At 59.0% G+C, this 24670-nt stretch carries 23 protein-coding genes; 11 read left to right on the top strand and 12 right to left on the bottom strand.

Annotation, left to right across the window (positions count from 1 at the left end; all coding sequences use genetic code 11):
- The first annotated feature begins 55 nt into the window (after positions 1-55).
- A complete protein-coding gene (locus ACR0MV_RS05385) occupies positions 56-817 on the top strand; it encodes an NAD kinase (protein ID WP_480701211.1) in 762 nt (253 codons plus the stop codon).
- A 257-nt stretch (positions 818-1074) separates the two neighbouring features.
- On the opposite strand, the gene ACR0MV_RS05380 is transcribed toward ACR0MV_RS05385, so the two are convergent.
- The 3 genes from ACR0MV_RS05380 to ACR0MV_RS05370 form a co-directional block, all read right to left on the bottom strand.
- Positions 1075-2508, bottom strand: coding sequence for an amidase family protein (locus ACR0MV_RS05380; RefSeq protein WP_480701210.1), 1434 nt, complete (start codon positions 2506-2508; stop codon positions 1075-1077).
- A 94-nt stretch (positions 2509-2602) separates the two neighbouring features.
- On the bottom strand, positions 2603-4492 hold the full coding sequence (prpE, locus tag ACR0MV_RS05375; RefSeq protein WP_170426585.1) for a propionate-CoA ligase PrpE: 1890 nt from the start codon (positions 4490-4492) through the stop codon (positions 2603-2605).
- 275 nt (positions 4493-4767) lie between these two features.
- Positions 4768-7041 (bottom strand): NADP-dependent malic enzyme, encoded by a 2274-nt coding sequence (locus ACR0MV_RS05370; RefSeq protein ID WP_480701209.1) that lies wholly within the window; start codon positions 7039-7041, stop codon positions 4768-4770.
- Positions 7042-7226: 185 nt separating this feature from the next.
- On the opposite strand from ACR0MV_RS05370, the gene ACR0MV_RS05365 reads away from it, so the two are divergent.
- The 7 genes from ACR0MV_RS05365 (at position 7227) to upp (ending at position 13626) form a co-directional block, all read left to right on the top strand.
- A complete protein-coding gene (locus tag ACR0MV_RS05365) occupies positions 7227-7931 on the top strand; it encodes a hypothetical protein (RefSeq protein ID WP_480701208.1) in 705 nt (234 codons plus the stop codon).
- A complete protein-coding gene (locus ACR0MV_RS05360; protein WP_480701207.1) occupies positions 7894-8997 on the top strand; it encodes a cupin domain-containing protein in 1104 nt (367 codons plus the stop codon). The genes ACR0MV_RS05365 and ACR0MV_RS05360 overlap by 38 nt, the downstream gene beginning before the upstream one ends.
- Positions 8998-9101: 104 nt before the next feature.
- Entirely contained in the window at positions 9102-9494 is a 393-nt protein-coding gene (locus tag ACR0MV_RS05355) for a cytidine deaminase (protein ID WP_170426581.1), read from the top strand.
- Positions 9495-9498: 4 nt separating this feature from the next.
- On the top strand, positions 9499-10806 hold the full coding sequence (locus tag ACR0MV_RS05350) for a thymidine phosphorylase (protein ID WP_170426580.1): 1308 nt from the start codon (positions 9499-9501) through the stop codon (positions 10804-10806).
- Entirely contained in the window at positions 10803-12014 is a 1212-nt protein-coding gene (locus tag ACR0MV_RS05345; protein ID WP_170426579.1) for a phosphopentomutase, read from the top strand. The genes ACR0MV_RS05350 and ACR0MV_RS05345 overlap by 4 nt, the downstream gene beginning before the upstream one ends.
- Positions 12011-12997 (top strand): adenosine deaminase, encoded by a 987-nt coding sequence (locus ACR0MV_RS05340; RefSeq protein ID WP_480701206.1) that lies wholly within the window; start codon positions 12011-12013, stop codon positions 12995-12997. The genes ACR0MV_RS05345 and ACR0MV_RS05340 overlap by 4 nt, the downstream gene beginning before the upstream one ends.
- Positions 12994-13626: a uracil phosphoribosyltransferase gene (gene upp / locus ACR0MV_RS05335; protein WP_170426577.1), complete on the top strand. Its 633-nt coding sequence runs from the start codon at positions 12994-12996 to the stop codon at positions 13624-13626. Before ACR0MV_RS05340 ends, upp begins: the two co-directional genes overlap by 4 nt.
- 6 nt (positions 13627-13632) lie before the next feature.
- Here upp and ACR0MV_RS05330 read toward each other — a convergent pair whose 3' ends face one another.
- Positions 13633-14646 (bottom strand): hypothetical protein, encoded by a 1014-nt coding sequence (locus ACR0MV_RS05330; protein WP_480701205.1) that lies wholly within the window; start codon positions 14644-14646, stop codon positions 13633-13635.
- Between the two features lie 103 nt (positions 14647-14749).
- Here ACR0MV_RS05330 and ACR0MV_RS05325 point away from each other — a divergent pair, with 103 nt between their 5' ends.
- The 3 genes from ACR0MV_RS05325 to ACR0MV_RS05315 all read left to right on the top strand — a co-directional run bounded on the left by ACR0MV_RS05325 (position 14750) and on the right by ACR0MV_RS05315 (position 16757).
- Positions 14750-15016 (top strand): hypothetical protein, encoded by a 267-nt coding sequence (locus ACR0MV_RS05325; protein WP_480701204.1) that lies wholly within the window; start codon positions 14750-14752, stop codon positions 15014-15016.
- Positions 14989-15732: a DMT family transporter gene (locus ACR0MV_RS05320; RefSeq protein WP_480701203.1), complete on the top strand. Its 744-nt coding sequence runs from the start codon at positions 14989-14991 to the stop codon at positions 15730-15732. Before ACR0MV_RS05325 ends, ACR0MV_RS05320 begins: the two co-directional genes overlap by 28 nt.
- A gap of 341 nt (positions 15733-16073) precedes the next feature.
- Positions 16074-16757, top strand: a complete 684-nt coding sequence (locus ACR0MV_RS05315; protein WP_480701254.1) for a Hint domain-containing protein — start codon at positions 16074-16076, stop codon at positions 16755-16757.
- Between the two features lie 63 nt (positions 16758-16820).
- On the opposite strand, the gene ACR0MV_RS05310 is transcribed toward ACR0MV_RS05315, so the two are convergent.
- The 8 genes from ACR0MV_RS05310 to ACR0MV_RS05275 all read right to left on the bottom strand — a co-directional run bounded on the left by ACR0MV_RS05310 (position 16821) and on the right by ACR0MV_RS05275 (position 24641).
- Positions 16821-19022: a 3-hydroxyacyl-CoA dehydrogenase NAD-binding domain-containing protein gene (locus ACR0MV_RS05310; RefSeq protein WP_480701202.1), complete on the bottom strand. Its 2202-nt coding sequence runs from the start codon at positions 19020-19022 to the stop codon at positions 16821-16823.
- Entirely contained in the window at positions 19015-19503 is a 489-nt protein-coding gene (locus ACR0MV_RS05305) for a cupin domain-containing protein (protein WP_480701201.1), read from the bottom strand. Before ACR0MV_RS05305 ends, ACR0MV_RS05310 begins: the two co-directional genes overlap by 8 nt.
- On the bottom strand, positions 19503-20714 hold the full coding sequence (locus ACR0MV_RS05300; RefSeq protein WP_170465285.1) for an acetyl-CoA C-acetyltransferase: 1212 nt from the start codon (positions 20712-20714) through the stop codon (positions 19503-19505). Before ACR0MV_RS05300 ends, ACR0MV_RS05305 begins: the two co-directional genes overlap by 1 nt.
- Before the next feature lie 12 nt (positions 20715-20726).
- Positions 20727-21365: a glutathione S-transferase family protein gene (locus tag ACR0MV_RS05295; protein WP_170426571.1), complete on the bottom strand. Its 639-nt coding sequence runs from the start codon at positions 21363-21365 to the stop codon at positions 20727-20729.
- A 124-nt stretch (positions 21366-21489) separates the two neighbouring features.
- Positions 21490-21702: a hypothetical protein gene (locus tag ACR0MV_RS05290; RefSeq protein ID WP_170426570.1), complete on the bottom strand. Its 213-nt coding sequence runs from the start codon at positions 21700-21702 to the stop codon at positions 21490-21492.
- 55 nt (positions 21703-21757) lie between these two features.
- A complete protein-coding gene (locus tag ACR0MV_RS05285; RefSeq protein ID WP_170426569.1) occupies positions 21758-23539 on the bottom strand; it encodes an acyl-CoA dehydrogenase C-terminal domain-containing protein in 1782 nt (593 codons plus the stop codon).
- Between the two features lie 48 nt (positions 23540-23587).
- On the bottom strand, positions 23588-23989 hold the full coding sequence (locus ACR0MV_RS05280; protein WP_170426568.1) for a MerR family transcriptional regulator: 402 nt from the start codon (positions 23987-23989) through the stop codon (positions 23588-23590).
- Between the two features lie 283 nt (positions 23990-24272).
- Positions 24273-24641: a MerR family transcriptional regulator gene (locus ACR0MV_RS05275; protein ID WP_170426567.1), complete on the bottom strand. Its 369-nt coding sequence runs from the start codon at positions 24639-24641 to the stop codon at positions 24273-24275.
- Between the last annotated feature and the right edge of the window lie 29 nt (positions 24642-24670).

The following is a 24670-nucleotide window of genomic DNA, read 5'->3' as shown; positions in this document are numbered from 1 at the left end:
GGGGAAAGGTATGATTGTTTCGGAACCAAATGTGCAAGACCGGAAACCGGAACAAATGATCCAGAGAATCGCTTTCCTCGCCAGCGACGTCAAAGTGGCCCAGACGGCCCGCGACACCTTGGTAAAACGCTATGGCAATGCCGCGCCACGGGATGCGGATGTGGTGGTGGCGCTGGGCGGTGATGGGTTCATGCTGCATACCCTGCACAACATGCAGCATCTGGATACGCCGGTTTATGGCATGAATCGCGGCACAATCGGATTTCTCATGAACGAGTTTCACGAATCCGACCTGATGGCGCGGCTGGATGCTGCTGAGGAAGAAGTCATCAACCCGTTGGCCATGCGGGCGATGGATCAGTCCGGCAAGATGCACGAGGCCCTCGCGATTAACGAGGTGTCATTGCTGCGCGCCGGTCCGCAGGCCGCGCGGCTTAAGATCAGCGTAGATGGTCGGGTGCGAATGGACGAACTGGTCTGCGACGGCGCACTTCTGTCCACACCTGCGGGATCGACCGCGTATAACTATTCGGCACATGGCCCGATTTTGCCGATTGGCTCGGATGTTCTGGCCCTGACTGCAATCGCCGCGTTCCGACCACGCCGGTGGCGCGGGGCGCTTTTGCCCAAGATCGCCAAAGTCCGGTTCGATGTACTGGACGCTTACAAGCGCCCGGTCATGGCCGATGCGGATTCGGTGTCTTTCCCAGACATCGACTGGGTCGAGATCCGGTCCGAACCCTCGATCCAGCATCGCATTCTGTTTGACCCGGGGCACGGGTTAGAAGAACGCCTTATTTCTGAGCAATTCACCTAAAATATGGGATTTACGAAATTTTTAGAACTTGTGTGAACTGGTTCACATGAGGTTCATTAACATTCCGCTAATCTACTCTTGCCCGGAGATCACGTCACGGTGGGAGTGAGTGGCCACCAAACGACGTTTTCGAACGAGTGCGCAGATTTTGCGCTGGCGAGGGTAGGTGGTGCTACGCTCGTTACCGATATCCGGGCATATTTTAGCAAGCGGACCCCGGGCACAATAACCCGGGGTCTATTATTGTTGGGGTCGTTTTAGGCGCCCATCTTCTCCCACAAAGGCAGGCACATCTGGCCGACTCGCGCCTCGATCGCGGCGGCGGCATCCACGGCCATATCTTCGCGCCAACGGCGGGCCGCGATCTGAACGTTGATCGGCTGCGGCCCATTGGGCAAATCGGCCAGTCGGGAAGGTACACAAGCGGCGGGCAGGCCGAGGAAGTTCATCGAATAGGAATAAACCGCACAGCCCAGAACCTCGTGCACACCTTCTGCGCCTTCGGTGTCCCGGTCCGGTTTGAAGAATGGTTGCGGCAGGAACGGGGACAGGACCAGAGGGTAGTCCTCCATGAATACTGACCATTCGCGGGCATAATGGGTGCGCTTGGCCAGAATGCGGATCAGGTCGGTTTCTACGATGGGCGGAAATTCCTGAAAGTAGACCTCGAAAATCTCGCGGATGGTCTCTGACCCCGCAGCCTCGATATCGCTTCGGAGCAGTGTCAAGACTTCTCCCATCAGCGCGCGATAGCCGGACCGCCCGCATTCGAAGACGTCAGGCGGGTCGATCTCTTCGACCAGATATCCGGCGTCGACCAGCGCATCTCGGGCCGTGTCCAACGCCTTGTCGACTTCGGGGTGCAGGGCGTAGCCAAAGGTGTTCTTGGTGAAGGCGACTTTGACCGGGCCGTCCATAGCCTCACCGCGCCACGGCATGGCGACGTGGAACGGGTCGCGCGGGTCCGGGGCGATCAGGCTGGGCATAGACAGATGCAGGTCGGCGGCGGAGCGGGTGATCAACCCTTGCACCGACATGGATTGCGCCAGAATTCCACGCTCAGCCTTTTGGCTGGGGTTCCATGCTGGCACGCGGCCCAATCCGGGTTTGACCGTGACTGCGCCATTGGCCGCCGCAGGGAATCGCAGACTGCCGCCGATATCGTTGCCATGGGCCAAAGCGCCGATACCGGCCATCACCGCCGCACCGGCACCGCCCGAAGACCCGCCGGGTGAGATATGCCGCCCCCAAGGGTTATGGGTGCGACCATGCAATGGGTTATCGGTGTCGGCGCGGAACGAGAACTCGGGCGTATTGGTCCGTCCGATCACGACAGCCCCGGCGTTCTGCAGGTTGCGAACCACAGGGGCATCGTCTGGGGCGATCACATCCTTCAGCGCGACCACGCCGTTCGAGGTCGCATGCCCCTTTTGATCGACATTGATCTTGATGGTGACGGGCACACCATGCAGCGGACCGGCCGGCGCGCCACCCGCTACCGCCACATCCAGATCACGCGCGCGGCTCAGGGCCTCATCGCTCAGGTCCTCGACGACTGCATTCAGCGCAGGGTTGGTCTGATGCATCCGGTCGACGGCGTTCCGGGTGACCTCTTCGGCGCTCAGGTCACCAATGCGGGTCAAGGCGGTCAGGTCGGTGGCGTTCAGACGCCAGATGTCGGTTTGTGTCATGGGCCCTCACTGTCTTGGGATGACAGTAGGGGGCCTGTTTCAGGTTGCAAGCGAAAGACAGACGTCGGGCGACGGATCGCCGCCCAAACGCCTGTTATTGCGCGTAACCAATGGTTTTCAACGCATCCGTGATTTCGTCCAGGATGGCTGGATCATCGATGGTTGCGGGCATCTTGTAGTCTTTGCTGTCGGCAATCGACACCATGGTGCCGCGCAGGATCTTGCCCGAGCGTGTCTTGGGCAAACGGTCTACCACCACAGCCAGCTTGAACGCGGCGACAGGCCCGATCTTTTCCCGCACCAACTTGACCACGTCCTGCACGACCTCGCCATGGTCCCGATCACAGCCTGCGTTCAGGCACAGAAAGCCAACCGGCATTTGACCCTTCAACTGATCGGTCACGCCGATTACGGCACACTCGGCGACGTCGGGGTGGGCGGCCAGAACTTCTTCCATGCCGCCGGTGGACAGGCGGTGACCGGCGACGTTGATCACGTCATCGGTGCGGGCCATGATGTAGAGGTATCCGTCCTCGTCCACCATGCCCGCGTCTCCGGTCTCATAGTAACCGGGGAAGTGGTTCAGGTACGAGCTTTTGAACCGCTCTTCCGCATTCCACAGCGTTGGCAGAGTTCCCGGGGGCAGGGGCAGTTTGACGGCGATCGCACCCAGTTCCCCTGGTTTCATCGGGTGACCGCCCTCGTCGAGAATCTGCACGTCATAGCCCGGCATTGGTTTCGCAGGTGAGCCCAGCTTGACCGGTAGCTCCTCAATCCCCAGAGGGTTGCCCGCAATGGTCCAGCCGGTTTCAGTCTGCCACCAATGGTCGATCACAGGGACCTTCAGTGCATCCTGTGCCCATTCGATCGTGTCGGGGTCAGCGCGTTCCCCGGCCAGATAAAGGGCGCGCAGGCTGGACAAGTCATACTTTGCCAGCATCTCCCCCTTGGGGTCTTCGCGTTTGACGGCTCGGATGGCGGTTGGTGCGGTGAAGAAGCTCTTCACTTTGTGTTCGGAAATTACCCGCCAGAAGGTACCTGCATCGGGTGTGCCGACAGGTTTGCCCTCGAACACAATCGTTGTGTTGCCATGGATCAGCGGCGCGTAGCAGATATAGGAATGCCCAACGACCCACCCCACGTCAGACGCTGCCCAGAACACATCGCCCGGATCGACGTCATAGATGTTCTTCATCGTCCAGTTCAGCGCGACCAGATGGCCTGCGGTTGGGCGGACGACACCTTTCGGCGCACCGGTCGTGCCTGAGGTGTAGAGGATATAGGCCGGATGATTGCCCTCGACCGGCACGCATTCCGCCGGTTCAACACCGTACTGAAAGCCGTGCCAGTTATAGTCGCGGCCTTCGACCAACTGAGCCACTTCCTGTTCGCGCTGGAAGATGACGCAGAACTCGGGCTTGTGACTGGCCATGTCGATGGCGCCGTCCAGCAGAGGTTTGTAATGCACAACGCGACCCGGCTCCATCCCGCAGGAGGCGGCGATGATGGCCTTTGGCTTCGCATCGTCAATCCGCACGGCCAGTTCGTTGCTGGCAAAGCCGCCGAACACAACCGAGTGAACGGCCCCTAGGCGAGCACAGGCGAGCATAGCCTCAAGCGCTTCGGGGATCATCGGCATATAGATGATGACGCGATCGCCTTTTTCGACACCCTTGGCCCGCAGCGCGCCGGCCAGATTGGCGACACGGTTGCGTAGCTCGACATAGGAAATCTCGCGCTTGGTGTGCGTGATCGGGCTGTCATAGATAATGGCGGTTTGTTCGCCGCGACCGTTTTCAACATGCCGGTCCACCGCGTTCCAACAGGTGTTTACCTTGGCATCGCTGAACCATTCGTACAAAGGCGCGTTGTCGTCGAACAATGCCTTGGTTGGCGGCTGAACCCAGTCAATCTCTTGCGCGGCTTTCATCCAGAATGCCTCTGGGTCCGATTTCCAGCTTTCGTAAATGTCCTGATAAGCCACGGTGACCTCCTCCAAAAACTCCTTGGAAGATGTGTTATGTGGCCAGAGGTCACCGCACAAGCGACCGGAATGACGGAGCGTCACTTTATCGCAAAATATTTGCAAGAATCCGCTAACTAGCCTGCAAATTTTTGCAAACTACCGCGATTTTGCTGCGTTTTTGCGACTGAATTCGAGTTTTTGCAAAGTTGCATAGTTTGGTGTGCAAACCACGCACCCGGTTTGGAATCAAACAGGGCGCCGCTTTGACGCCCTGTATAGTGGGTATTGGTTAATCAACCGTAATGGGCGACCGGGGTGCCCGCGATGGCTGCCATGTTCAGCAACCCACGCGCCGTGATCGAAGGCGTCACGATGTGCGCCTTGTTGCCCATCCCCATAAGGATCGGGCCGACCTCAAGCCCATCGGCCTTCATCTTGAGGATGTTGCGCACGCCGCTGGCCGCGTCGGCATGGGCAAAGATCAGAACATTGGCTGGACCCTGCATGCGCGAATTCGGGAAGATGCGCGAACGCAGCTCAGGGTCCAGAGCAAGATCCAGGTTCATTTCACCCTCATAGGTGAAATCGCGCGGCTCGGAGTCGAGGATCTCCATCGCGGCCCGCAAGCGTTTGCCCGACCCTTCGGCCTGATTGCCGAACTGCGATTGCGAGCAAAAGGCGATTTTGGGCTCGATCCCGAAGCGTCGGACGTGCCGCGCAGCGCCAAGTGTCGTCTCGGCCAATTCTTCGGGGGTGGGAAGCTGTCGTACATGGGTGTCAGCGATGAATAGTGGCCCGTCCTCAAGGATCATCAGCGACAGCGCACCATGCGGCCGCAGATCGCCGTCGTCCAGAACCTGCTCGACGTAATTCAGGTGCCAACGATACTCGCCAAACGTGCCACAGATCATACTGTCGGCTTCGCCGCGATGAACCATGATGGCCGCAATGGCGGTGTTGTTCGTGCGCATGATGGCTTTCGCCAGATCGGGCGTGACGCCTCGGCGCTGCATGATCTCGTGATACGAGTTCCAATAGTCATAGTATCGCGGGTCATCCTGCGGGTTGACGATTTGGCAGTCTTTGCCCGGGCGCACCGTTAGGCCAAGCCGTTCGCAACGCGCATTGATCACGTCGGGGCGGCCGATCAGGATCGGTGTCTCAGTCGTTTCCTCTAGAATGGCCTGCGCTGCGCGCAATACCCGCTCATCCTCGCCTTCGGCAAACACGATCCGGCGCGAGGCGGCTGCGGCGGCCTCGAACACCGGGCGCATCAGTAGGGCGGACTTGAACACGGTCTGGTTCAAACGCTCTTTATAGGCATCGATGTCCTTGATCGGACGCTTGGCGACGCCGCTCTCCATAGCGGCTTTAGCCACGGATGAGGACACCACGCCGACCAGACGCGGATCAAACGGCTTGGGGATCAGATAGTCAGGACCAAAGGTCAGCTGTTCGCCTTTATAGGCCGCCGCCGCCTCGGCGCTGGTTGTCGCGCGAGCCATCTCTGCGATGCCGTCCACGCACGCGATCTGCATCTCGTCATTGATTTCGGTCGCGCCCACGTCCAGCGCTCCCCGGAAGATAAAGGGGAAACACAGGACGTTGTTGACCTGATTGGGAAAGTCGCTGCGCCCGGTGGCAATGATCGCATCCGGTGCGACCTCGCGGGCTGCCTGGGGCAGAATTTCCGGTGTCGGGTTGGCCAGCGCAAAGATGATCGGTCGTTTGGCCATCTTCTGCACCATCTCGGGCTTCAAAACGTTTGGACCGCTAAGGCCAAGGAACAGGTCTGCGTCGCCAATAACGTCATCCAATGTGCGCAGGTCCGATTTCTGAGCAAACTGGTCTTTGTGCGGGTTCATATCCACGTCACGACCTTCGTAAACCAGCCCGTGAATGTCGCACAGCCAGATGTTTTCGCGTTTGACGCCCAGTTTGACCAGCATCATCAGGCAGGCAATACCCGCCGCGCCGCCCCCGGTAGAGACAATCTTAATGTCTTCGAACTTTTTGCCTGCAACGTGCAGGGCGTTCTTGGCCGCAGCGCCGACCACGATGGCCGTCCCGTGCTGGTCGTCGTGGAAAACGGGGATGTTCATGCGTTCGCGACACAGTTTTTCCACGACAAAACAGTCAGGCGCCTTGATGTCTTCAAGGTTGATCGCACCGAAGGTTGGTTCCAGCGCGCAGACGATATCTGCCAGCTTTTCGGGATCGGGCTGATCGACTTCGATGTCGAAACAGTCGATCCCGGCGAATTTCTTGAACAGAACAGCTTTGCCTTCCATCACCGGCTTCGACGCCAGCGCGCCGATATTGCCCAGCCCCAGAACCGCTGTCCCGTTTGATACAACCGCCACAAGGTTTCCGCGCGCTGTATAGAGCTCGGCATTGGAGGGGTCGGCTTTGATCTCCAGGCTGGCCTCGGCCACGCCGGGGGAATAGGCGCGCGCCAGATCGCGGCCGTTCGCCATGGGCTTCGTTGCCTTGATCTCAAGCTTCCCGGGTTTGGGATGGGCGTGATATTCAAGCGCTGCTTGCCGCAAGCTGGGTGTATCCGACATCGGCGTTATGACTCCTAAGACAATTTGGTTTAGTATTAAACTATATTCCCGGGCTTGGCTACGCTACGTCATTTTGCAACAGTTATGTAAAAGTTGGCCGTGCTCTTGTTGAAGTTTGTCACATAATTTTTACGTACGTGCATCTTTAGAGCAAACCTAAACGCGTCGAGCAGCGAAAGCTACACATGAGCTACAAAGATGAATTCCAGGCCGGGATAGCCTTTCCGGGTGGCCGGACGGGGCTTGGGGCCGACCGCATCGTCTATGCCATGGTGCTGACAATCGCCAGTCTTGTTCTTGCTGCCGTGAGTATCTGGCCGGTGCAGGCGCTTGCGCTGAACCAAGAGGGCGGGTTGTTCGAGACCATCTCGGCCGCTGCGCTTTTTGTGGCCGGCCTTGCCGCGCTCTGGCGGTATCCCGGCCTGAGCCGCCTGTACATCGGCCTCGTCTGTTTACTGTTGGCGGAGCGAGAGCTTGAGGCGGACATCTATCCGGTGGATAGCCTGCCGTATTGGCTGCTGAATGGGCTCGATACCATGCTGGACATGACGCTGGTTCGGTTTGCTCTGGTCGCCATCGTGATTGGTGGTGTGGTGTGGCATGGCGCCCCCAACGCCTGGCAGGCTGTAAAACAACGTGCTCCGTTTTTTACCGTTTTCGTCCTAGCAGGCGTTCTGGCAGTCGCCGCGCAAGTGTTCGAAGAAGTTTCGGGCATGTACAGCGCCGATTTGTCTGCTCTCATGAGAGTTCGTTTTTTTGTTCTGGAAGAAACGCTTGAGATGTTCTTTTCGATTGGCATTTTGGTCTCTGTTCTGATCGGATGGCCAAAATCCGACAGCGAAGAGACTCTGTATGACCTCAACCTCAAGCATCGACCAGACGCGCGCTGAAATCCGACTGCCCACCAGCGAGCTGCGCGACGACATTCCCTTTTTTACCAAAACGCTCGGAATGCGGATGGACATGATCTATCCCGCCGACGACCCACGGGTTGCCGTGTTTTCCGGCCACGGGCTGCGCCTGCGGGTCGAAAAGGACGCGCCCGAGACACCGGGGACCATTCGTATTCTGACAGACGACCCGGACGGTTTTGCCAACGGGCAGCGCAATCTGGTCGCGCCCAATGGCACACGGGTCGAGATTGACGAACTGAACCCGCCTATGGTGATGCCTGAAACAGTTCATTCCTTTGTGGTCCGCAGGCTCAAGGATCAGGCACCGTGGATTATTGGGCGCGCGGGTATGCACTACCGCGATCTGGTGCCGGATCGGCTGGGCGGGTCCATCATCGCCAGCCATATCCGTATTCCTGACGGTGGCCCCGTGCCGGATATGGTCCATTTCCACAAAGTCGGGTTTCAGCTGATCTTCTGCATTCACGGCTGGGTGGATGTTGTCTACGAGGATCAGGGCGAAAAGATGCGCCTGACTGCAGGAGACTGCTTTATCCAGCCGCCCGAAATCCGCCATCGGGTGCTTGAGGCGTCCGACAATGTGCAGGTGATCGAAATCGGCGTTCCCGCCGAACACGTTACCGAAATCGATCACCAGATGGAATTGCCTACCCCCCATTTTCGCCCGGACCGTGAATGGCAGGGCCAGCGTTTCGTCTATAACAAGGCCGAAGGCGCTGCGTGGGAACCCTTCCGCCTACCGGGCTATGTCTGCCGTGACACGACGATTGCTGAAAACACCAAGGGCGTCGCTGGCGTACAGGTTGTGCGCAAAGGGCAGGGCGATCCGGTTTGGGCGGCGCATGACACGGATATTCACTTTACCTTCGTGATGGAGGGTGAGGTGACGCTGGAAGGGGAAGGTCGCGAACCATATCGCTTGGAACAAGGCGATGCGTTCGTGATCCCGCCGGGCATGCGCACGAAACTGTCCGACCCTTCTGATGATATCGAATTGCTCGAGGTCACCTTGCCGGGGGTATTCAATACCAAGCTGGAATAAGTCAGTTTTGGCCTAGGAATAATGCATCCCGGGGGTTCAACTCCCCGGGCAGTTTCATTTAGGGTATGTTTTTCTGACCAGTTGATCAAAAATGGGGAATCGCCATGACTTTGAAAGATGCAGCGCTGTCTGTCCGGGAAAAAGCCTATGCGCCGTATTCCAACTTCAAAGTTGGCGCGGCAATCCGGTCCGCAAGCGGCCAGGTCTATTCGGGCTGCAATGTGGAAAACGTGGCTTACCCCGAAGGCACCTGTGCCGAGGCCGGGGCAATTGCAGCAATGGTGGCCGCGGGCGAGCAGGAACTTTCCGAGGTTTACGTCGTAGCCTCCAGCCCGCAACCGGTGCCACCGTGCGGAGGATGCCGACAGAAACTGGCCGAGTTTGGTAAGCGCGACGTCAAGGTAACACTGGCAACCGTGGATGGGGCAGAGTTCGCAACCACGATCGGAGACCTGCTGCCGGGTGCGTTCGACGCCTCGCATATGGAGGACGTGTAACCTCATGGACGCCCGTTCGATCATTGCAAAACTGCGCCGTGGGCAAGTCCCGACCGGAGATGAGCTGACCTGGTTCGCGCAAGGGTTGGCCGATGGCGGCGTCAGCGACGCACAGGCAGGGGCCTTTGCCATGGCGGTCTGCATGGGCGGGCTGGGTGCGCAGGGGCGCGCCGACCTGACAACCGCCATGCGTGACAGCGGTGATGTGCTGACCTGGGATTTCGACGGCCCGGTGATCGACAAACACTCGACCGGTGGGGTGGGGGACAGCGTTTCTCTGGTGCTTGCTCCTGCGTTGGCCGAGTTGGGGGCGTATGTACCCATGATCTCGGGCCGTGGTCTGGGCCACACGGGCGGCACGTTGGACAAGCTCGAGGCGATCCCCGGCGTCAGCACACAGATCGGGCAGGAGCGCCTGACTCAGATTTTGCACGACACTGGCGCGGCAATAGTTGGGGCCACGGGGCAGATCGCCCCGGCGGACAAGCGGCTGTATGCGATCCGCGACGTAACTGCGACCGTGGAAAGCCTGGATCTGATTACCGCTTCGATCCTGTCCAAGAAACTGGCCGCCAGCCCCGAGGCTTTGGTGCTGGATGTCAAGGTCGGCAGCGGCGCGTTCATGAAAACGCTGGAAGATGCGCGCAAACTGGCGCGCGCTTTGTCGGAAACCGCGAACGCGGCGGGATGCCGGACCTCGGCGGTGATCACCGATATGCATCAACCTCTGGCCCCCGCGCTGGGCAATGCGCTGGAAGTGGCCGAGGTCATGAAGGTTATGACCCAAGACGCTTATGCCCCGCTGACTGAAATCTCGGCCGAACTGGGCGGCGTGTTGTTGGCCGACGCCGGGATGTTCAAAACGGCTGATGAGGGCCGCGACAAGATCACGGACGTTATCCGCGACGGGCGCGCGGCTGAACGGTTCGGGCGCATGATGGCCGCTGTTGGCGGGCCGCTGCAGTTCGTTGAAAACTGGTCGCGCTACCTGCCTGAGGCCAGTGTGATCCTTGAGGTTCCGGCCCCGACAAACGGATACGTCACCGCCATAGACGGTGAGGCGCTTGGCCTGACCGTTGTGGCGCTGGGCGGTGGGCGACAGGTCGAAGATGACGTGATCGACCCAGCGGTCGGCTTGTCCGACATCGTCCGGCTGGGCGACAAGGTCGACAAAGGCGCGCCGCTGGCCGTGATCCACGCCGCGCGCGAGGACGCTGCCAAACGGGCCGCCGAGGCTGTAGTCGCCGCGATAACGCTCGGAGAAGCCGCCCCGACAGAGCCCACGCTGATACACGAAAGGATCACACCGTGACCCGCGCGTTTCTGGTGGTGATGGACTCGGTCGGCATCGGCGGCGCGCCTGATGCGGACCGCTTCTTCAACGGCGAGACTCCAGACAGCGGCGCAAGCACTTTGGCGCATATCGCGCAGGCTTGCGCTGAGGGCCGGGCAGAAGAGGGGCGGTCCGGCCCGTTGCACTTGCCCAATCTGGATGCGCTGGGGCTGGGGGCTGCGACGCGGTTGGCCTCGGGCGACGAAACGCCCGGGCTGGTGGCTGAGCCGACCGGCCTCTGGGGATGCGCGCGCGAGCATTCGCCGGGAAAGGACACGCCTTCGGGCCATTGGGAACTGGCCGGGTTGCCGGTGCCGTGGGACTGGCACTATTTCCCCGATACCAAGCCATCCTTCCCTGCGGATCTCAGCCGCGCTGCTGCCGAAGCAGCGGGCACAGACGGCATTCTGGGCGACTGCCACGCCTCTGGCACGGCCATTATTGCCGAGCTGGGGGCCGAGCATATGCGGACCGGCTGGCCCATCTGTTATACGTCCGCTGACAGCGTCTTTCAGATCGCCGCGCACGAGGAAAGCTTTGGCCTCGACCGCCTGCTGGCGATGTGCAAGGCGCTGGCCCCGCGTTTGCACGAAATGAAAGTCGGCCGGGTTATCGCGCGGCCCTTTGTCGGCTCGCCCGAGCAGGGGTTTACCCGCACCACCAATCGCAAGGATTTTGCGATTTTGCCGCCAGCGCCGGTTCTGACCAACTGGGCGCAGGATGTTGGGCGTCGGGTTCATGCCATCGGTAAAATCGGCGATATCTTCTCGATGCAGGGGATCGACACGCTGCGCAAAGGTTCGGATGCCGAATTGATGGGCCACTTGTCCGATCTGGTTGACGAGGCTGAAGAGGGCAGCCTGACATTCGCCAATTTCGTCGAATTCGACAGCCTGTATGGGCACCGCCGCGACATCAGCGGCTATGCCCGCGCGCTGGAATGGTTTGACCGTGAGATCGGTTTGATCCTGAACAAGATGCGTGAAGGGGACCTCATGCTGCTGACTGCCGATCACGGCAACGACCCAAGCTGGATCGGCACTGACCACACACGCGAACAGGTTCCTGTTTTGATTGCAGGGCAAGGCACAGGCCAGATCGGTGCCGTCGATTTCGCCGATGTCGCTGCCAGTATCGCGCACCACCTGAACATTCCGGCACAAGGACCTGGGAAGAGCTTTCTATGACCGTCGCAGACCTGCCAAAAATCGAACTGCATCTGCACCATGAAGGTGCAGCGCCGCCCGCATTCATCCGCCAGCTTGCGCATGAAAAGCGCATTGATCTGAGCGGAATCTTCAAGCCGGATGGAAGCTATGACTTTCGTGATTTCGCCCATTTCCTCAGCGTGTACGAGGCCGCCTGCGAAGTGCTGAAATCCCCTGAGGATTTCCGTCGTCTGACGTTGGCTATCCTCGAAGAAAGCGCTGAAAACGGTGTCGTCTACTCTGAAACCTTCCTAAGCCCGGATTTCTGTGGGGGTGGCGATCTTGCTGCGTGGCGTGACTATCTGAACGCCATTCAGGACGCCGCAGATGAAGCCGAAAGCAAGTTTGACATCACCATGCGCGGGGTGGTGACCTGCGTGCGCCATTTCGGGCCGGAACAGGCCAAGCAAAGCGCGCATTGCGCTGCTGAAACGGCTGGTGAGTGGATCACTGGTTTCGGGATGGGCGGAAATGAGGGCGTGGGCGCGCAGAGTGACTACAAGTGGGCCTTCGATTGCGCCCGCGAAGCTGGTTTGCGCCTGACCACCCATGCCGGTGAATTCGGCGGCCCGGAAAGCGTACGCGATGCGGTGCGCGATCTGGGCGTGGAACGGGTGGGCCACGGCGTTCGCGCCATTGAAGACCCTGATCTCATCCGCGAGCTGGTTGACCGTGAGGTCACGCTAGAGGTCTGCCCCGGCTCGAACGTGGTGCTGGGGCTGTTCCCCGATTTTGGTGCACACCCGATTGCGCGGTTGCGCGATCACGGCGTGAGAGTAACGGTTTCTACTGATGACCCGCCGTTTTTCCATACCACCATGCGCCGCGAATATGAGATGCTGAACCAAGCCTTCGGCTGGGAGGCCGAAGACTTCGCAGCCCTGAATGACACGGCCCTGAACGCGGCCTTTTGTGATGATGATACCCGCGAACGGGTCAAGAAAAGACTGGAGAGATCATGAGCGAACACCTGACCGTCGTTGACCACCCGCTGGTGCAGCACAAACTGACGCTCATGCGGGACAAGGGCACCTCGACCGCTGAGTTCCGGCAATTGCTGCGTGAGATCACGCTGCTATTGGCCTATGAGGTAACGCGCGAGTTGAAGCTGACGACCCGTCACATCGAAACCCCGATGGAAGAGATGGACGCGCCCATTTTGGCCGGTAAGAAGCTGGCTCTTGTTTCGATCCTGCGCGCAGGCAACGGAATGCTGGATGGCGTGCTGGAACTGGTGCCATCGGCCCGTGTGGGCTTTGTTGGCCTTTACCGAGACGAAGAAACGCTGAAGCCGGTCCAGTACTATTTCAAAGCGCCCGAGGGACTGAAAGACCGTCTGGTTATCGCGGTTGACCCAATGCTGGCCACAGGCAACAGCTCGGCCGCAGCGATTGATCTGCTGAAAGAGGCCGGGGCCACCGATATCCGCTTCCTCTGCCTGCTGGCCGCCCCCGAAGGCGTTGCCCGCATGAAGGAGGCGCACCCTGATGTGCACATAGTCACAGCGTCGCTGGATCGTGAACTGAACTCAAAAGGCTATATCATGCCGGGGTTGGGTGACGCGGGCGACCGGATGTTCGGCACCAAGTAAGCGGCTTTATTCGCCGCAGATATTCTGCAGCCGGACCCAATCGCGGTCCGGCAGTACTTGAGGTAGGGGACGACCGGCCATCGGGTCGGCCTCGATCAGGCCCAGTGTCGTTTCCCCGGTCACATCCACGGCATACGCATAGGGCGTCGAGGGCAAAGCGGCCTGGGCGAACACCTCTAACAACTGTTCGTCGGGCACGGATGGACGCGGTTCTGACAGGATTTGTTCGGCATAGGAGTCGACAATCTCAGGCGTCAGCTCCCCGGTCGTGAGAAGGCGGAACGCGGTGGTTGCGCCGGTGCGGTCCAGCAGCTCATCCAACGGTTCCTGTGCCATAGACCGGGCGCGTTCCGCGATAATGTACCCGGCCGCGATGGACGGATCTTCGTGATCTTCGACCAGGGCCCGATTCAACAGGATGATCCCGCCAGGTAGGCTGAGGCTGGTTTGTACCCCGGCGGGCAGAATGACAACTTCGCGCACACCAGTCCGGGTCGCCAATTGCTCTAACGCCATCTGTGCATCTTCGGACTTGCACGCCACCCCCGACACCCGTTCGATCCGATGCAGGATCGCGTCGCCGATATCGTAGCGCTTGATCTCGGGTACGACCGAGACAACGTGGCTCTGCAAAGCGGCGGGGACCCACAGCAGCAACAGCGCTGCAACGGCGGCGACAACACCGGCTACGCTGAGCCAGCGTAAACGACCCGGATGTGGACGCGACCGGTCGATCGCCTTTTGCAGCCTGTCGATGGCCGCGATCATCGTGGTTTCGGACTCATCCAGCTCAAGCGTTTCGTCCGGGTCGCCATCGGGGTTGAAGACGGCAGGGAAGGTTCCTGGGTTCTGTCGTTCCAGCGCGGCCAGCGACCAATGGGTCAGTGCCCGGTCGTTGAAATCCGAAATCGTCAGTGTCGCTTCGCCAATCGAGACCACGACCTCGCGCCGTTGTACATCGGGCGAGGGGCGCCACAGACCGGTGGCTTCGATCCGCTGGTACTGTTTCAGGGCCGTCATCTGAATGAGGTCTGCTCGTTAGTATTTTGCCCCAGCTTAACATGGTAAATTCGAAGGGCGCAAACCAGTTGCGTCACCTTGGGTAAATGTGCTGGATACCACGATGGGAGCAGGATTGGCCTGCCGTGCCAATCGGGTAAAAGAACGACAGATGCAGGCGGATACTCATACCTCACCCATACTGGCCTCACTGCTGATGATAGGTGCAATGGCGATCATCGGTGTGATCGACAATGTGGTGATCTTGTTGGCCGAGACGGTTGGCCTGTGGCAATTCCACCTGAGCCGGGCAGTGATGATGTTGCCGCTGATCTTTGGCCTGTCTTTGTTGGGCTGGGCGGTATGCGACCCAAACGCTTTGGCCCCGTGATCCTGCGCAGCGTGCTGATTACGCTGGCGATGCTGTTTTACTTTGCCTCTTTGGCTCTTATGCCAATAGCCCAAGCGCTGGCGGGGCTTTTTACCTCGCCCATTTTCGTTCTGTTGATTTCGGCCCTTGCGATGAAGCAAAGGATCGGCCCCTGGCGTATCTTTGCGGTTCTGTTGGGCTTTGCGGGTATTTTGTGCGTTTTACAGTTGAACCCCTATGATTTCGATATGCGCAGCCTGTTGCCCGTCGCCGGGGGCCTGTTTTACGCATTCAGTTCAGTGATCACGCGCAGCCATTGTTCCGGTGAAAGCACCGTCGCGCTGCTGGCTGCGGTGATCGTGACGATCGGGTCTGCCGGGGCAATCGGTCTGGTGGTGCTTGAGTTGTTCCCGATTGCTTCGCCCGCGGGACCCGAGGGTTTTGTCATGCGCGGGTGGGTCTGGGATATGCAGCCTGCCTTGCTCTGGATTGTAATTCAGGCGGTGGGGTCCACGATCGCCGTGTTCATGTTGATCAAGGCCTATCAGGTGGGCGAGCCGTCCTATGTCGCGGTTTTTGAGTATTCGGTCATGATTTTCGGTCCGCTTTTTGCCTATGTGGCGTTGGGGCAGGCCATCGGGCCGGTTCAAATCGCGGGGATCGGCTTGATTGCCTGTGCGGGTGCGGTGTTGGGTTGGCGGGCAGGGCGCGAGACCGCGCAGCCCGAGACGGTGTAACGTATTCCGATCCTTTGAATGAGCCCAACCAAGTCGGCCCAAGGTGCGAGGTCAGATTCGGAAAGGTCGCTGAACGTTCGCGCTGATCACAGTTTCCAGATTTCGACCAATGGATCAAAAGTTGGCATTGTTGTTCGAAGTTTCTTTGGTTTCCACGGGCTTAGGGGGGCCAAATTGGACCATAATGTGTTCAAAATAAGACTGCCACATAACTGCTATGTTAACAGATAGGTGTAGTTGGTTTGTGTCAGAAGTGAGTGCGACACGTGTTAAATGTACAGAGTGTTTTGAGTTATTCCGACGTCCCGGACGGCCAGATTCAGGATAGTCCGGCGACTGCCTTGAATTCGCGCCGCGGTGGATTCGTCCATGGAACTAAGATCGCAACCGACCGAGGGTGGAAAGCGGTCGAAGATCTTCTTGCCGGCGATCTCGTTCGAACAATGGACAACGGATTTCAACAGGTTTGTCGGATTTCGACGGATTGCATCGCGGTTCCAGCGAACGAAAGCCGGACAGAAAACCTGTTGGTCCGGGTCCCTTCGAACACGCTGTACAGTGGTCGTTCAGTCTGGTTGATGCCAGAGCAGGGTATGGTCATCGACAATACCAAACTGATCAATGGGCCGATCACTTTGCCAATCAGCATGCCCGTTGTACCGGCTCGAGTGCTTAGCGGTACATTTCGGCTGACGTCGGGAACGCCCGCATCCTATTTCGATGTGTGTTCCCTGTTCTTTGAGCAAGACGAAGTGATCTATATCGAAGGCGGTCTGCGTGCATTTTGTTCCGCAGGGCGTTTCGGGTCATCGGGTCGTCCTCAGAATGCCTCGTACAAGATTGTCGATGCCGAGCAGACTGATGAGCTTGTCGATAGCGTGGCGCATAGCCGAGACATTGCCGTTTTGGCGAATTCACTGGGCGCGCTTCCTGCGCCGATCCAGCAAAACCCGATCTTTCCGGTGCGGCCCGTCAAGGCGGTACGTCGGGCAGGGCGGCCGGGGCGACCGGCTCCACTAATCTGATTTTATTAAAGTAATTGGTTAAAGTAGGACGCTGGCGCGGTAATCCGCACCAGCGTCTGTTTTTTAGGCGGCTTTGGCTTCTGGGTTGAAGCGACCATAGAAGGTCTGACCTTTTTCCGCCATCTCACGCAGCAGCGGCGGGCAGGCAAAGCGCTCACCGTACTTTTCGGACAGCTGGTCGCAGCGCTCGGCCGCGTAGGGCGTGCCGATGATGTCCAGCCAGCTGAGCGGGCCACCCGACCAGGGGGCAAAGCCCCAACCCAGGATCGCGCCGACATCGCCTTCGCGGATGTCTTCCAGAACACCTTCTTCCAGTGCACGGACCGCTTCCAATACCTGTGCGAACATCAGGCGTTCCTGCACTTCGATCAGGTCCGGCTGATCTTCGGCCAGCGGGTACTTGTCCTGCAGGCCTTTCCAGTATTCGACACGCTTGCCTTTTTCGTCATAGTCGAAGAAGCCCGCGTTCGCCTTGCGGCCCAGGCGGCCCTGTTCTTCCATCCAGTAGATCAGATCGTCCGCTGGGCTTTCCGGATAGGCATCACCCATAGCGGCTTTGGTCGCGCGGGCGATCTTAGCACCCAGATCGATCGAAGTTTCGTCGGTCAGCTGAACCGGCCCGACAGGGAAGCCCAACTGACGCGCGGCGTTGTCGATCACAACGGGGCTGACGCCCTCGGTGATCATGCGTGCGCCTTCGTTGATGTATGGAATGATGCAACGGTTGGCGTAGAAGAAACGCGCATCGTTGACCACGATCGGGGTCTTGCGGATCTGGCGCACATAGTCCAGCGCCTTGGCGACCGCGCGATCACCGGTTTCCTTGCCCTTGATGATCTCGACCAGGAACATCTTCTCGACAGGCGAGAAGAAGTGGATGCCGATGAACTGGTCCGCGCGCAATGATGCCTTGGCCAGATCGGTGATCGGCAGGGTCGACGTGTTCGAGGCAAAGATGCAGTCCTCGGGGATAATCGCCTCGACCTTCTTGGTCATCTCGGCCTTGACGCCGACATCTTCGAAGACAGCTTCGATGATCAGATCACAGCCCTTGAGATGCTCAAGATCCGGGGTTGCAGTGATGCGCGCCAGCATGGCCTCTTTCTTTTCGGCCGTGACCTTGCCGCGCTTCATGCCCTTGTCCAGATAGGTCTCGGTATAGGCTTTGCCCTTGTCCGCAGCGGCCTGATCGCGGTCGACCAGAACAACTTCCATCCCGGCCTGCGCCGAAACCAGAGCGATACCTGCGCCCATCATACCAGCACCCAGAACGCCGATCTTCTTGACCGACTGATCCGGAACACCCGCCGGACGCACAGCGCCTTTTTCAAGCGCTTCTTTGTTCAGGAACAGCGAGCGGATCATCGCGCCCGAGGAGGGGTTCATCAGAACAGAGGTGAACCAGCGTGCTTCGATCTTCAGCGCCGTGTCGAAATCGACCAGAGCACCTTCGTAAACCGCGCTGAGCAGAGCCTTGGCTGCCGGGAACGCGCCTTGGGTCTTGGCGTTTACCATGGCCGAGGCACCCACGAAGTTCATGAAACCGGCGGGGTGGTAGGGGGCGCCGCCGGGCATCTTGTAGCCCTTCGCGTCCCATGGCTTAACCAGGTCAGCTTCCTTTGCGTTCAGCACCCATTCCTTGGCCGCAGCCATCGGATCGGCTGCGATCTCGTCGATATAGCCCGCGCCCTTGGCTTTCTTGACGTCCAGCATCTTGCCTTCCAGCAGCAGCGGCGCCGCCGCCAGAGCGCCAACCTTGCGGACCATCCGCGTGGTGCCGCCCGCGCCGGGGAAGATGCCGACCATGATCTCCGGCAGGCCGTATTTCGCCTTGGGGTTTTCGGCCGCAAAGATTCGGTGTGTGGACAGGGGCAGTTCCATGCCGATACCTGCAGCGGTACCTGGCAGGACGGTCGCGATTGGCTTGCCGCCTTTCTTGGTCTTGGGGTCCATCCCCGCCATCTCGATCTTGCGCAGCAGGGCGTGCATTTGCATCGTACCTTCGAACAGACCCTTTGCCGGGTCGCCACCTGCCTGTTCCTTCATCACGGCCAGCAGGTTCAGATCCATCCCCCCCGCGAACGAGCCTTCTTTGCCCGATGTGATGATGATGCCTTTGACCTCATCATCGGCCAGGGCCTGATCGACGAGGTCGCTCAGTTGCGCCAACCCGTCAAAGGACATCACGTTCATTGTTTTGCCTGGAACATCCCAGGAAATCACTGCGACGCCATCGGCGTCTTTTGTCAGAGTGAAATCAGTCATTGTCATCTCCAATCTGGTCAGCCGTCAGCGGGCTGCCATCTTTGCGGGTGAAGGAGAAACCGTTCTCATCATCCTTCACCATCATGTCTATGTCGCTGTAATAGCCGGTCTCGGTCGGGGTCCGTGTGCCCACAACCAGAAAGGTCGCGGGCGCATCGGTCTTGTTCACAAGGTGATGGCCGTTGGCCTCACCTGCCGGGAAAGCGGCGCAATCGCCGGGCTGCATCTCATGCTCACCATCGTCATCGATCAGCACACAGGTGCCGCTGAGCATGATGGCAAACTCGTCCTGCTCCATGTGGTATTGGCGCAGTGAAGACATGCCCTGCGGTTCAAGCCGCACGATGTTGACCCCGTATTGGGTCAGGCCGCCCGCATCGCCAACGCGCTGCACGAAGCGACCTGCGGTCGCCTCAGCCAGCTTGCCGGGATAGGCCGAGCCACCCTTGAACGGGATCTGAGAGAGATCCAGCTTGGGCATCAGACCCGCTCGATGATTGTGGCCGCACCCATGCCCGATGCTACACACAAGGTCGCCAGACCGGTTTCCTTGTCCTGACGCTCAAGCTCATCCAGCAGCGTGCCGATGATGATCGCACCGGTTGCTCCCAGCGGGTGCCCCATAGCGATTGAACCGCCGTTGACGTTGACCAGCTCGGGGTCGACGTCGAATGCCTGCTGGAAGCGCAGAACAACCGAGGCAAAGGCTTCGTTGACCTCGAACAGATCAAGATCAGAGATGGCCATGCCGCTGTCGGCCAAGATCTTCTCGGTTACAGGGACGGGACCGGTCAGCATGATGGTCGGGTCCAAGCCGATCTTGGCAGTTGCCTTGATGCGGGCGCGCGGCTTCAGGCCGTGCTTTTCACCGAATTCCTTGTTGCCGATCAGAACAGCCGCCGCACCGTCCACGATGCCCGAGCTGTTGCCCGCGTGGTGGATGTGGTTGATCTTTTCCAGATGCGGGTACTTCAGCATCGCCACCTTGTCGAATCCGGGCATCTGCTCGCCCATCATCTGGAAGGCTGGGTTCAGCGCGCCGAGGCTCTGCATATCGGTGCCGGGGCGCATATATTCGTCCCGGTCCAGGATGGTCAGACCGTTCTGATCCTTGACGGCGATCACTGACTTTTCGAACCGGTTCTCTTCCCATGCCTGCGCCGCACGGCGCTGCGATTCCATCGCCAATTGGTCGGCCTGATCACGGGTAAAGCCGTATTCGGTCGCGATGATGTCCGAAGAGATACCCTGCGGTACGAAATAGGTCTCCATCGCTACTGACGGGTCAACGGCAATTGCCGCTCCGTCCGAGCCCATGGCCACACGGCCCATCATCTCAACACCACCGGCGATGTAACCGTCACCGGCACCACCCTTGACCTGGTTCGCGGCCAGGTTCACGGCCTCCATGCCCGAGGCGCAGAACCGGTTGATCGACAGGCCGGGAATGCGTTCGTCCAGGTCCGAAGCCAGAACCGCGGTGCGGGCCAGACAGCCGCCTTGTTCCATGACCTGCGTGGCATTGCCCCAGATCACATCTTCAACCGCGTGACCTTCGAGGTTGTTGCGCTCTTTCATCGCGTTCAGGGTGACGGCGGACAGGCGCACCGAGGTTACCTCGTGCAGGCTGCCATCCTTGCGGCCCTTGCCGCGCGGGGTGCGCAGGGCATCATAGATATAAGCTTCGGTCATCAGTAGCTCTCCTTAAGCTCGATCCGACAATTTGCCGGGCATCAGGTCATAGGGGTGTTTCCAGCCGGGTTGTTCCGACAAGCGGGTCAGCCAGGCGTCGATATGGGGCCAGTCGGCGCGGTCAAAGCCGAATGGTTCGGGATAATACAGGTAGCCGCAGCAGCTGAGATCCGCGTTGGTGATGTCATCTCCGACGATCCAGTCGCGGCCTTCAAGATGGGCATTCAGAACCTCATAGGCGGCTTTCAAGCGGCCTTGGTTAAAGGCTATCACGTCCGGGTTGCGGTGCTGTTCCGGCAGGAAATTCACCAAAAACCGCGTCAGCCCTGCCATCGAGCTGAGCTTGTGATTGTCCCACAGAACCCAGCGGAGGACATCGTATTTCTCCTCGTGGGTTTTGCCGCCGAATTTCCCGGACTTCTCGGTCACATAGGCTTGAATGGCCCCGGACTGACTGATGCGAAAGTCACCGTCGATCAGAACAGGTGCTTCACCCATTTCATTGACATCAGCACGGAATTCCGGCGTGCGGGTCACACCCTGAAAGAAATCAACAAAGACCGGCTCCCACTCCAGTCCGGACAGTTCCAAGGCCAAAGCAGCCTTGTAGCTGTTTCCGCTTTCTCCGAAGCAATGCAGCTTGATTGTCATCTGGGTGCCCCTCCCAAGGCGTATTCTGCCAAACCGAAATTCGCGAATTTCGAGTAAGGCGAACCAAAGGGCCTTATGGTGACCCGGTTCGACTTGCTGAAAACACGCCCAATTGCGTTCAGGTTTAGCGTTTGCGTTCTTCGAGTTCGGAATTGAAGATACGCAGGCGGTGGGTCAGGTTCTCCTCATCAATCACGCTGTTGAAGTTCTCGAACAGAAACGACAGTGCCTCTCCCTCGTCTAACCCGGCCTCGCGCGAGAACGCCTTGAGCTTGCGATAGCCGTCTTCGGTCATGGCGACGGGAAACCGGCGGGTCAGGCGAAAACGTTTTGGCATGTGGTGTCCTCCGAAAAGCTGGGCCCGGGCAGTGCTACCCGGACCCAGACTGAGGTCAGAAGTTCGCTGCGTCCAGAGCCATCACCGTGTCCGCGCCCGTCTGGATGCGCGACAGGTGCATCGCAGTCGCGGGCAGGCGGCGCGCCATGTAGAAACGGCCGGTGTTGATCTTGGTCTCGTAAAACTCTTTGTCCGATGCGCCACCGTCCAGAGCTTCTTGCGCGGCTTTCGCCATCTGTGCCCACATCAGGCCCAGGCAGACATGGCCGAACATGTGCATGAAGTCATAAGAACCGGACAGCGCGTTGTTCGGGTTCTTCATGCCTTCCTGCATGAAATACATGCCAGCGGCCTGCAGATCCTTGGACGCAGCTTTCAGCGGCTCGATGAAGGCCTTGTCATAGGCTTCGTCTTTGCCTGCGTTTTCCTTGCAGAAGGTTTTGACCATCTCAAAGAACGCCATAACATGCTTGCCGCCGTCCTGCGCCAGTTTACGGCCCACAAGGTCCAGCGCCTGAACGCCGTTTGCACCTTCGTAGATCATCGCGATACGGGCGTCTCGGGTGTATTGCGACATGCCCCATTCTTCGATGTAGCCGTGGCCGCCATAAACCTGCTGAGCTTGCACGGTCATGTCATAGCCCTGATCGGTCAGGAAGCCTTTGATGACCGGTGTCAGCAACGAGATCAGCCCGTCCGCATCCTTGTCGCCCGAGCGGTGCGCTTTGTCGAGCATGGTTGCACCCCAAAGGATGAACGCGCGCGCGCCTTCGGTGAAGCTTTTCTGGTCCATCAGGTTGCGGCGGATGTCCGGGTGAACGATCAACGGATCGGCGGGGCCATCGGGGTTTTTCACACCGGTCACATCGCGACCCTGCAGGCGGTCCTTGGCGTATTCCAGTGCGTTCTGGAAAGCCGCGTCAGCCTGGCTCAGACCCTGCATACCAACGCCCAGACGCGCTTCGTTCATCATGGTGAACATGGCGCGCATGCCTTTGTGCTCTTCGCCAAGAAGCCAGCCGGTCGCCTCGTCATAGTTCATGACGCAGGTCGAGTTGCCGTGGATGCCCATTTTCTCTTCGATCTTGCCGACCGAGACGCCGTTACGCTCGCCCAGCGAACCGTCCTCGTTCACGATGAACTTGGGCACGATGAACAGCGAAACGCCCTTGATGCCTTCGGGGCCGCCGGGGATTTTGGCCAGCACCAGGTGGATAATGTTGTCGGCCATGTCGTGATCGCCGGACGAGATAAAGATCTTCTGGCCGGAGATTTTGTAGCTGCCGTCGCCCTGTGGTTCCGCCTTGGTGCGCATCAGGCCCAGATCGGTACCGCAATGCGGTTCGGTCAGGTTCATGGTGCCAGTCCATTCGCAGCTGACCATATTCGGCAGATACTTGTCTTTCTGCTCATCGGTTCCGTGTGCCAGAATGGCCGAGGCCGCGCCGTGGGTCAGACCCTGGTACATGGTGAAAGCCTGGTTCGATGCCGAGAACATCTCGCCGACAGCCGTTCCCAGAACCTGGGGCATATTCTGACCGCCGTATTCTTCGGGCATGTCCAAGCCGGTCCAGCCACCTTCCTTGACTTGCTCGAAAGCGTCTTTGAAGCCGGTGGGTGTGTATACGATACCATTTTCCAGACGGCACCCTTCGGTGTCGCCAACAACGTTCAGCGGGTGCAGAATGTTGGTGGCAACTTTGCCTGCTTCTTCCAGCACTGCACCGGTGAATTCTGCTTCAAGTTCGCTGTATCCTGGAATGTCGGATTCCGAGACTTTCAGAACATTGTGCAGCACGAACTGCGTGTCTTTGGTTGGTGCGTTGTAGACGGGCATGTGAAGCTCCCTTTAATTCATATGTCCGGGTGGAAGGCAGGCGAGGGGTTACTCGGCAGCCTTTTTGTCTTGTTTCATTGAGGCGATGACTTTTTCGCCCCAGCGCAACTGTTCTTTCAGGTCGTCGATGGCCTGCGTCAGCTCTTCGCGGCGCGATTCCATGTCGGCCAGGCGCTCGCAAGCGATCTCATAAGTGCGCGATATCTGGGTCAGCTGCTGGTCGCCCACATGATAGAGGTCCAGAAGCTGGCGGATTTCCTCGAGGCTGAAGCCAAAACGCTTGCCGCGCAGGATCAGTTTCAGGCGCGCACGGTCGCTTTTGGTGAACAGCCGTTTCTGGCCCTCACGAATGGGAAACAGAAGCTCTTTGGCTTCGTAGAACCGCAAGGTCCGGGGTGTGACGTCGTAAGTCTCGCACATCTCGCGGATGGTCATCAGATCTTCGGTCATGGTTTCAGTACTCTTGTGGCTGGCGTCTGTGAAAGTTAGGTGCGCAGTCGTTGCGGTCGTTACAACACGTCGATGACGTTTACGTAATGCGAACGCTGCGTCACAAATTAGGTTTACGTAACTTCCTTACGCGTCAAGTCGCAGATTTCCTACTTTTGACGATTTAACGTAACGGAATTTTGGACGGACAAGCGCCACAGCAGATCGCTCCGCACCTTCTCAAAAGGGCAGAGATTGCGGATTTCGCATCATTTTCCGGCAGTGGTGTGATGTCCCGAAGGAATCACTTCAGTGATTTGGCGGTCTCGTCGCGCATCTGGGTCAGGGCGTCGATCGCCTCGTCGAGTTGCTGCTTTTGCTTCTCAAGCTCGACGATCTGTTTGTCTGCAACGTCGACAAAGGCACGCATCTGAACCTCGTTGCCTTCATGTTCGTAGATCAGCAGCCACTGGCGGATGTCTTCCAGTGAAAAGCCGTATTTGCGGCCCCGCAGGATCAACGTCATACGCGCGCATTCGCGCGGTCCGTAAAATCGCGATCTGCCTTCCCGGTCGGGCTGCAGCAATTCGATGTATTCATAGTAGCGCAGGGTACGCGGAGTCACGTCGAACTCTGCGCACATCTCTTTGAATGACAAACGGTTGTCGGACATTCCTGATCTCCTCTGCCGCAGCCTATGTT

This window comes from Ruegeria sp. BC3 (assembly GCF_056539265.1).
Note: the sequence above shows the minus strand (reverse complement) of the source record. Positions and strands in the feature narration are given on the sequence as shown.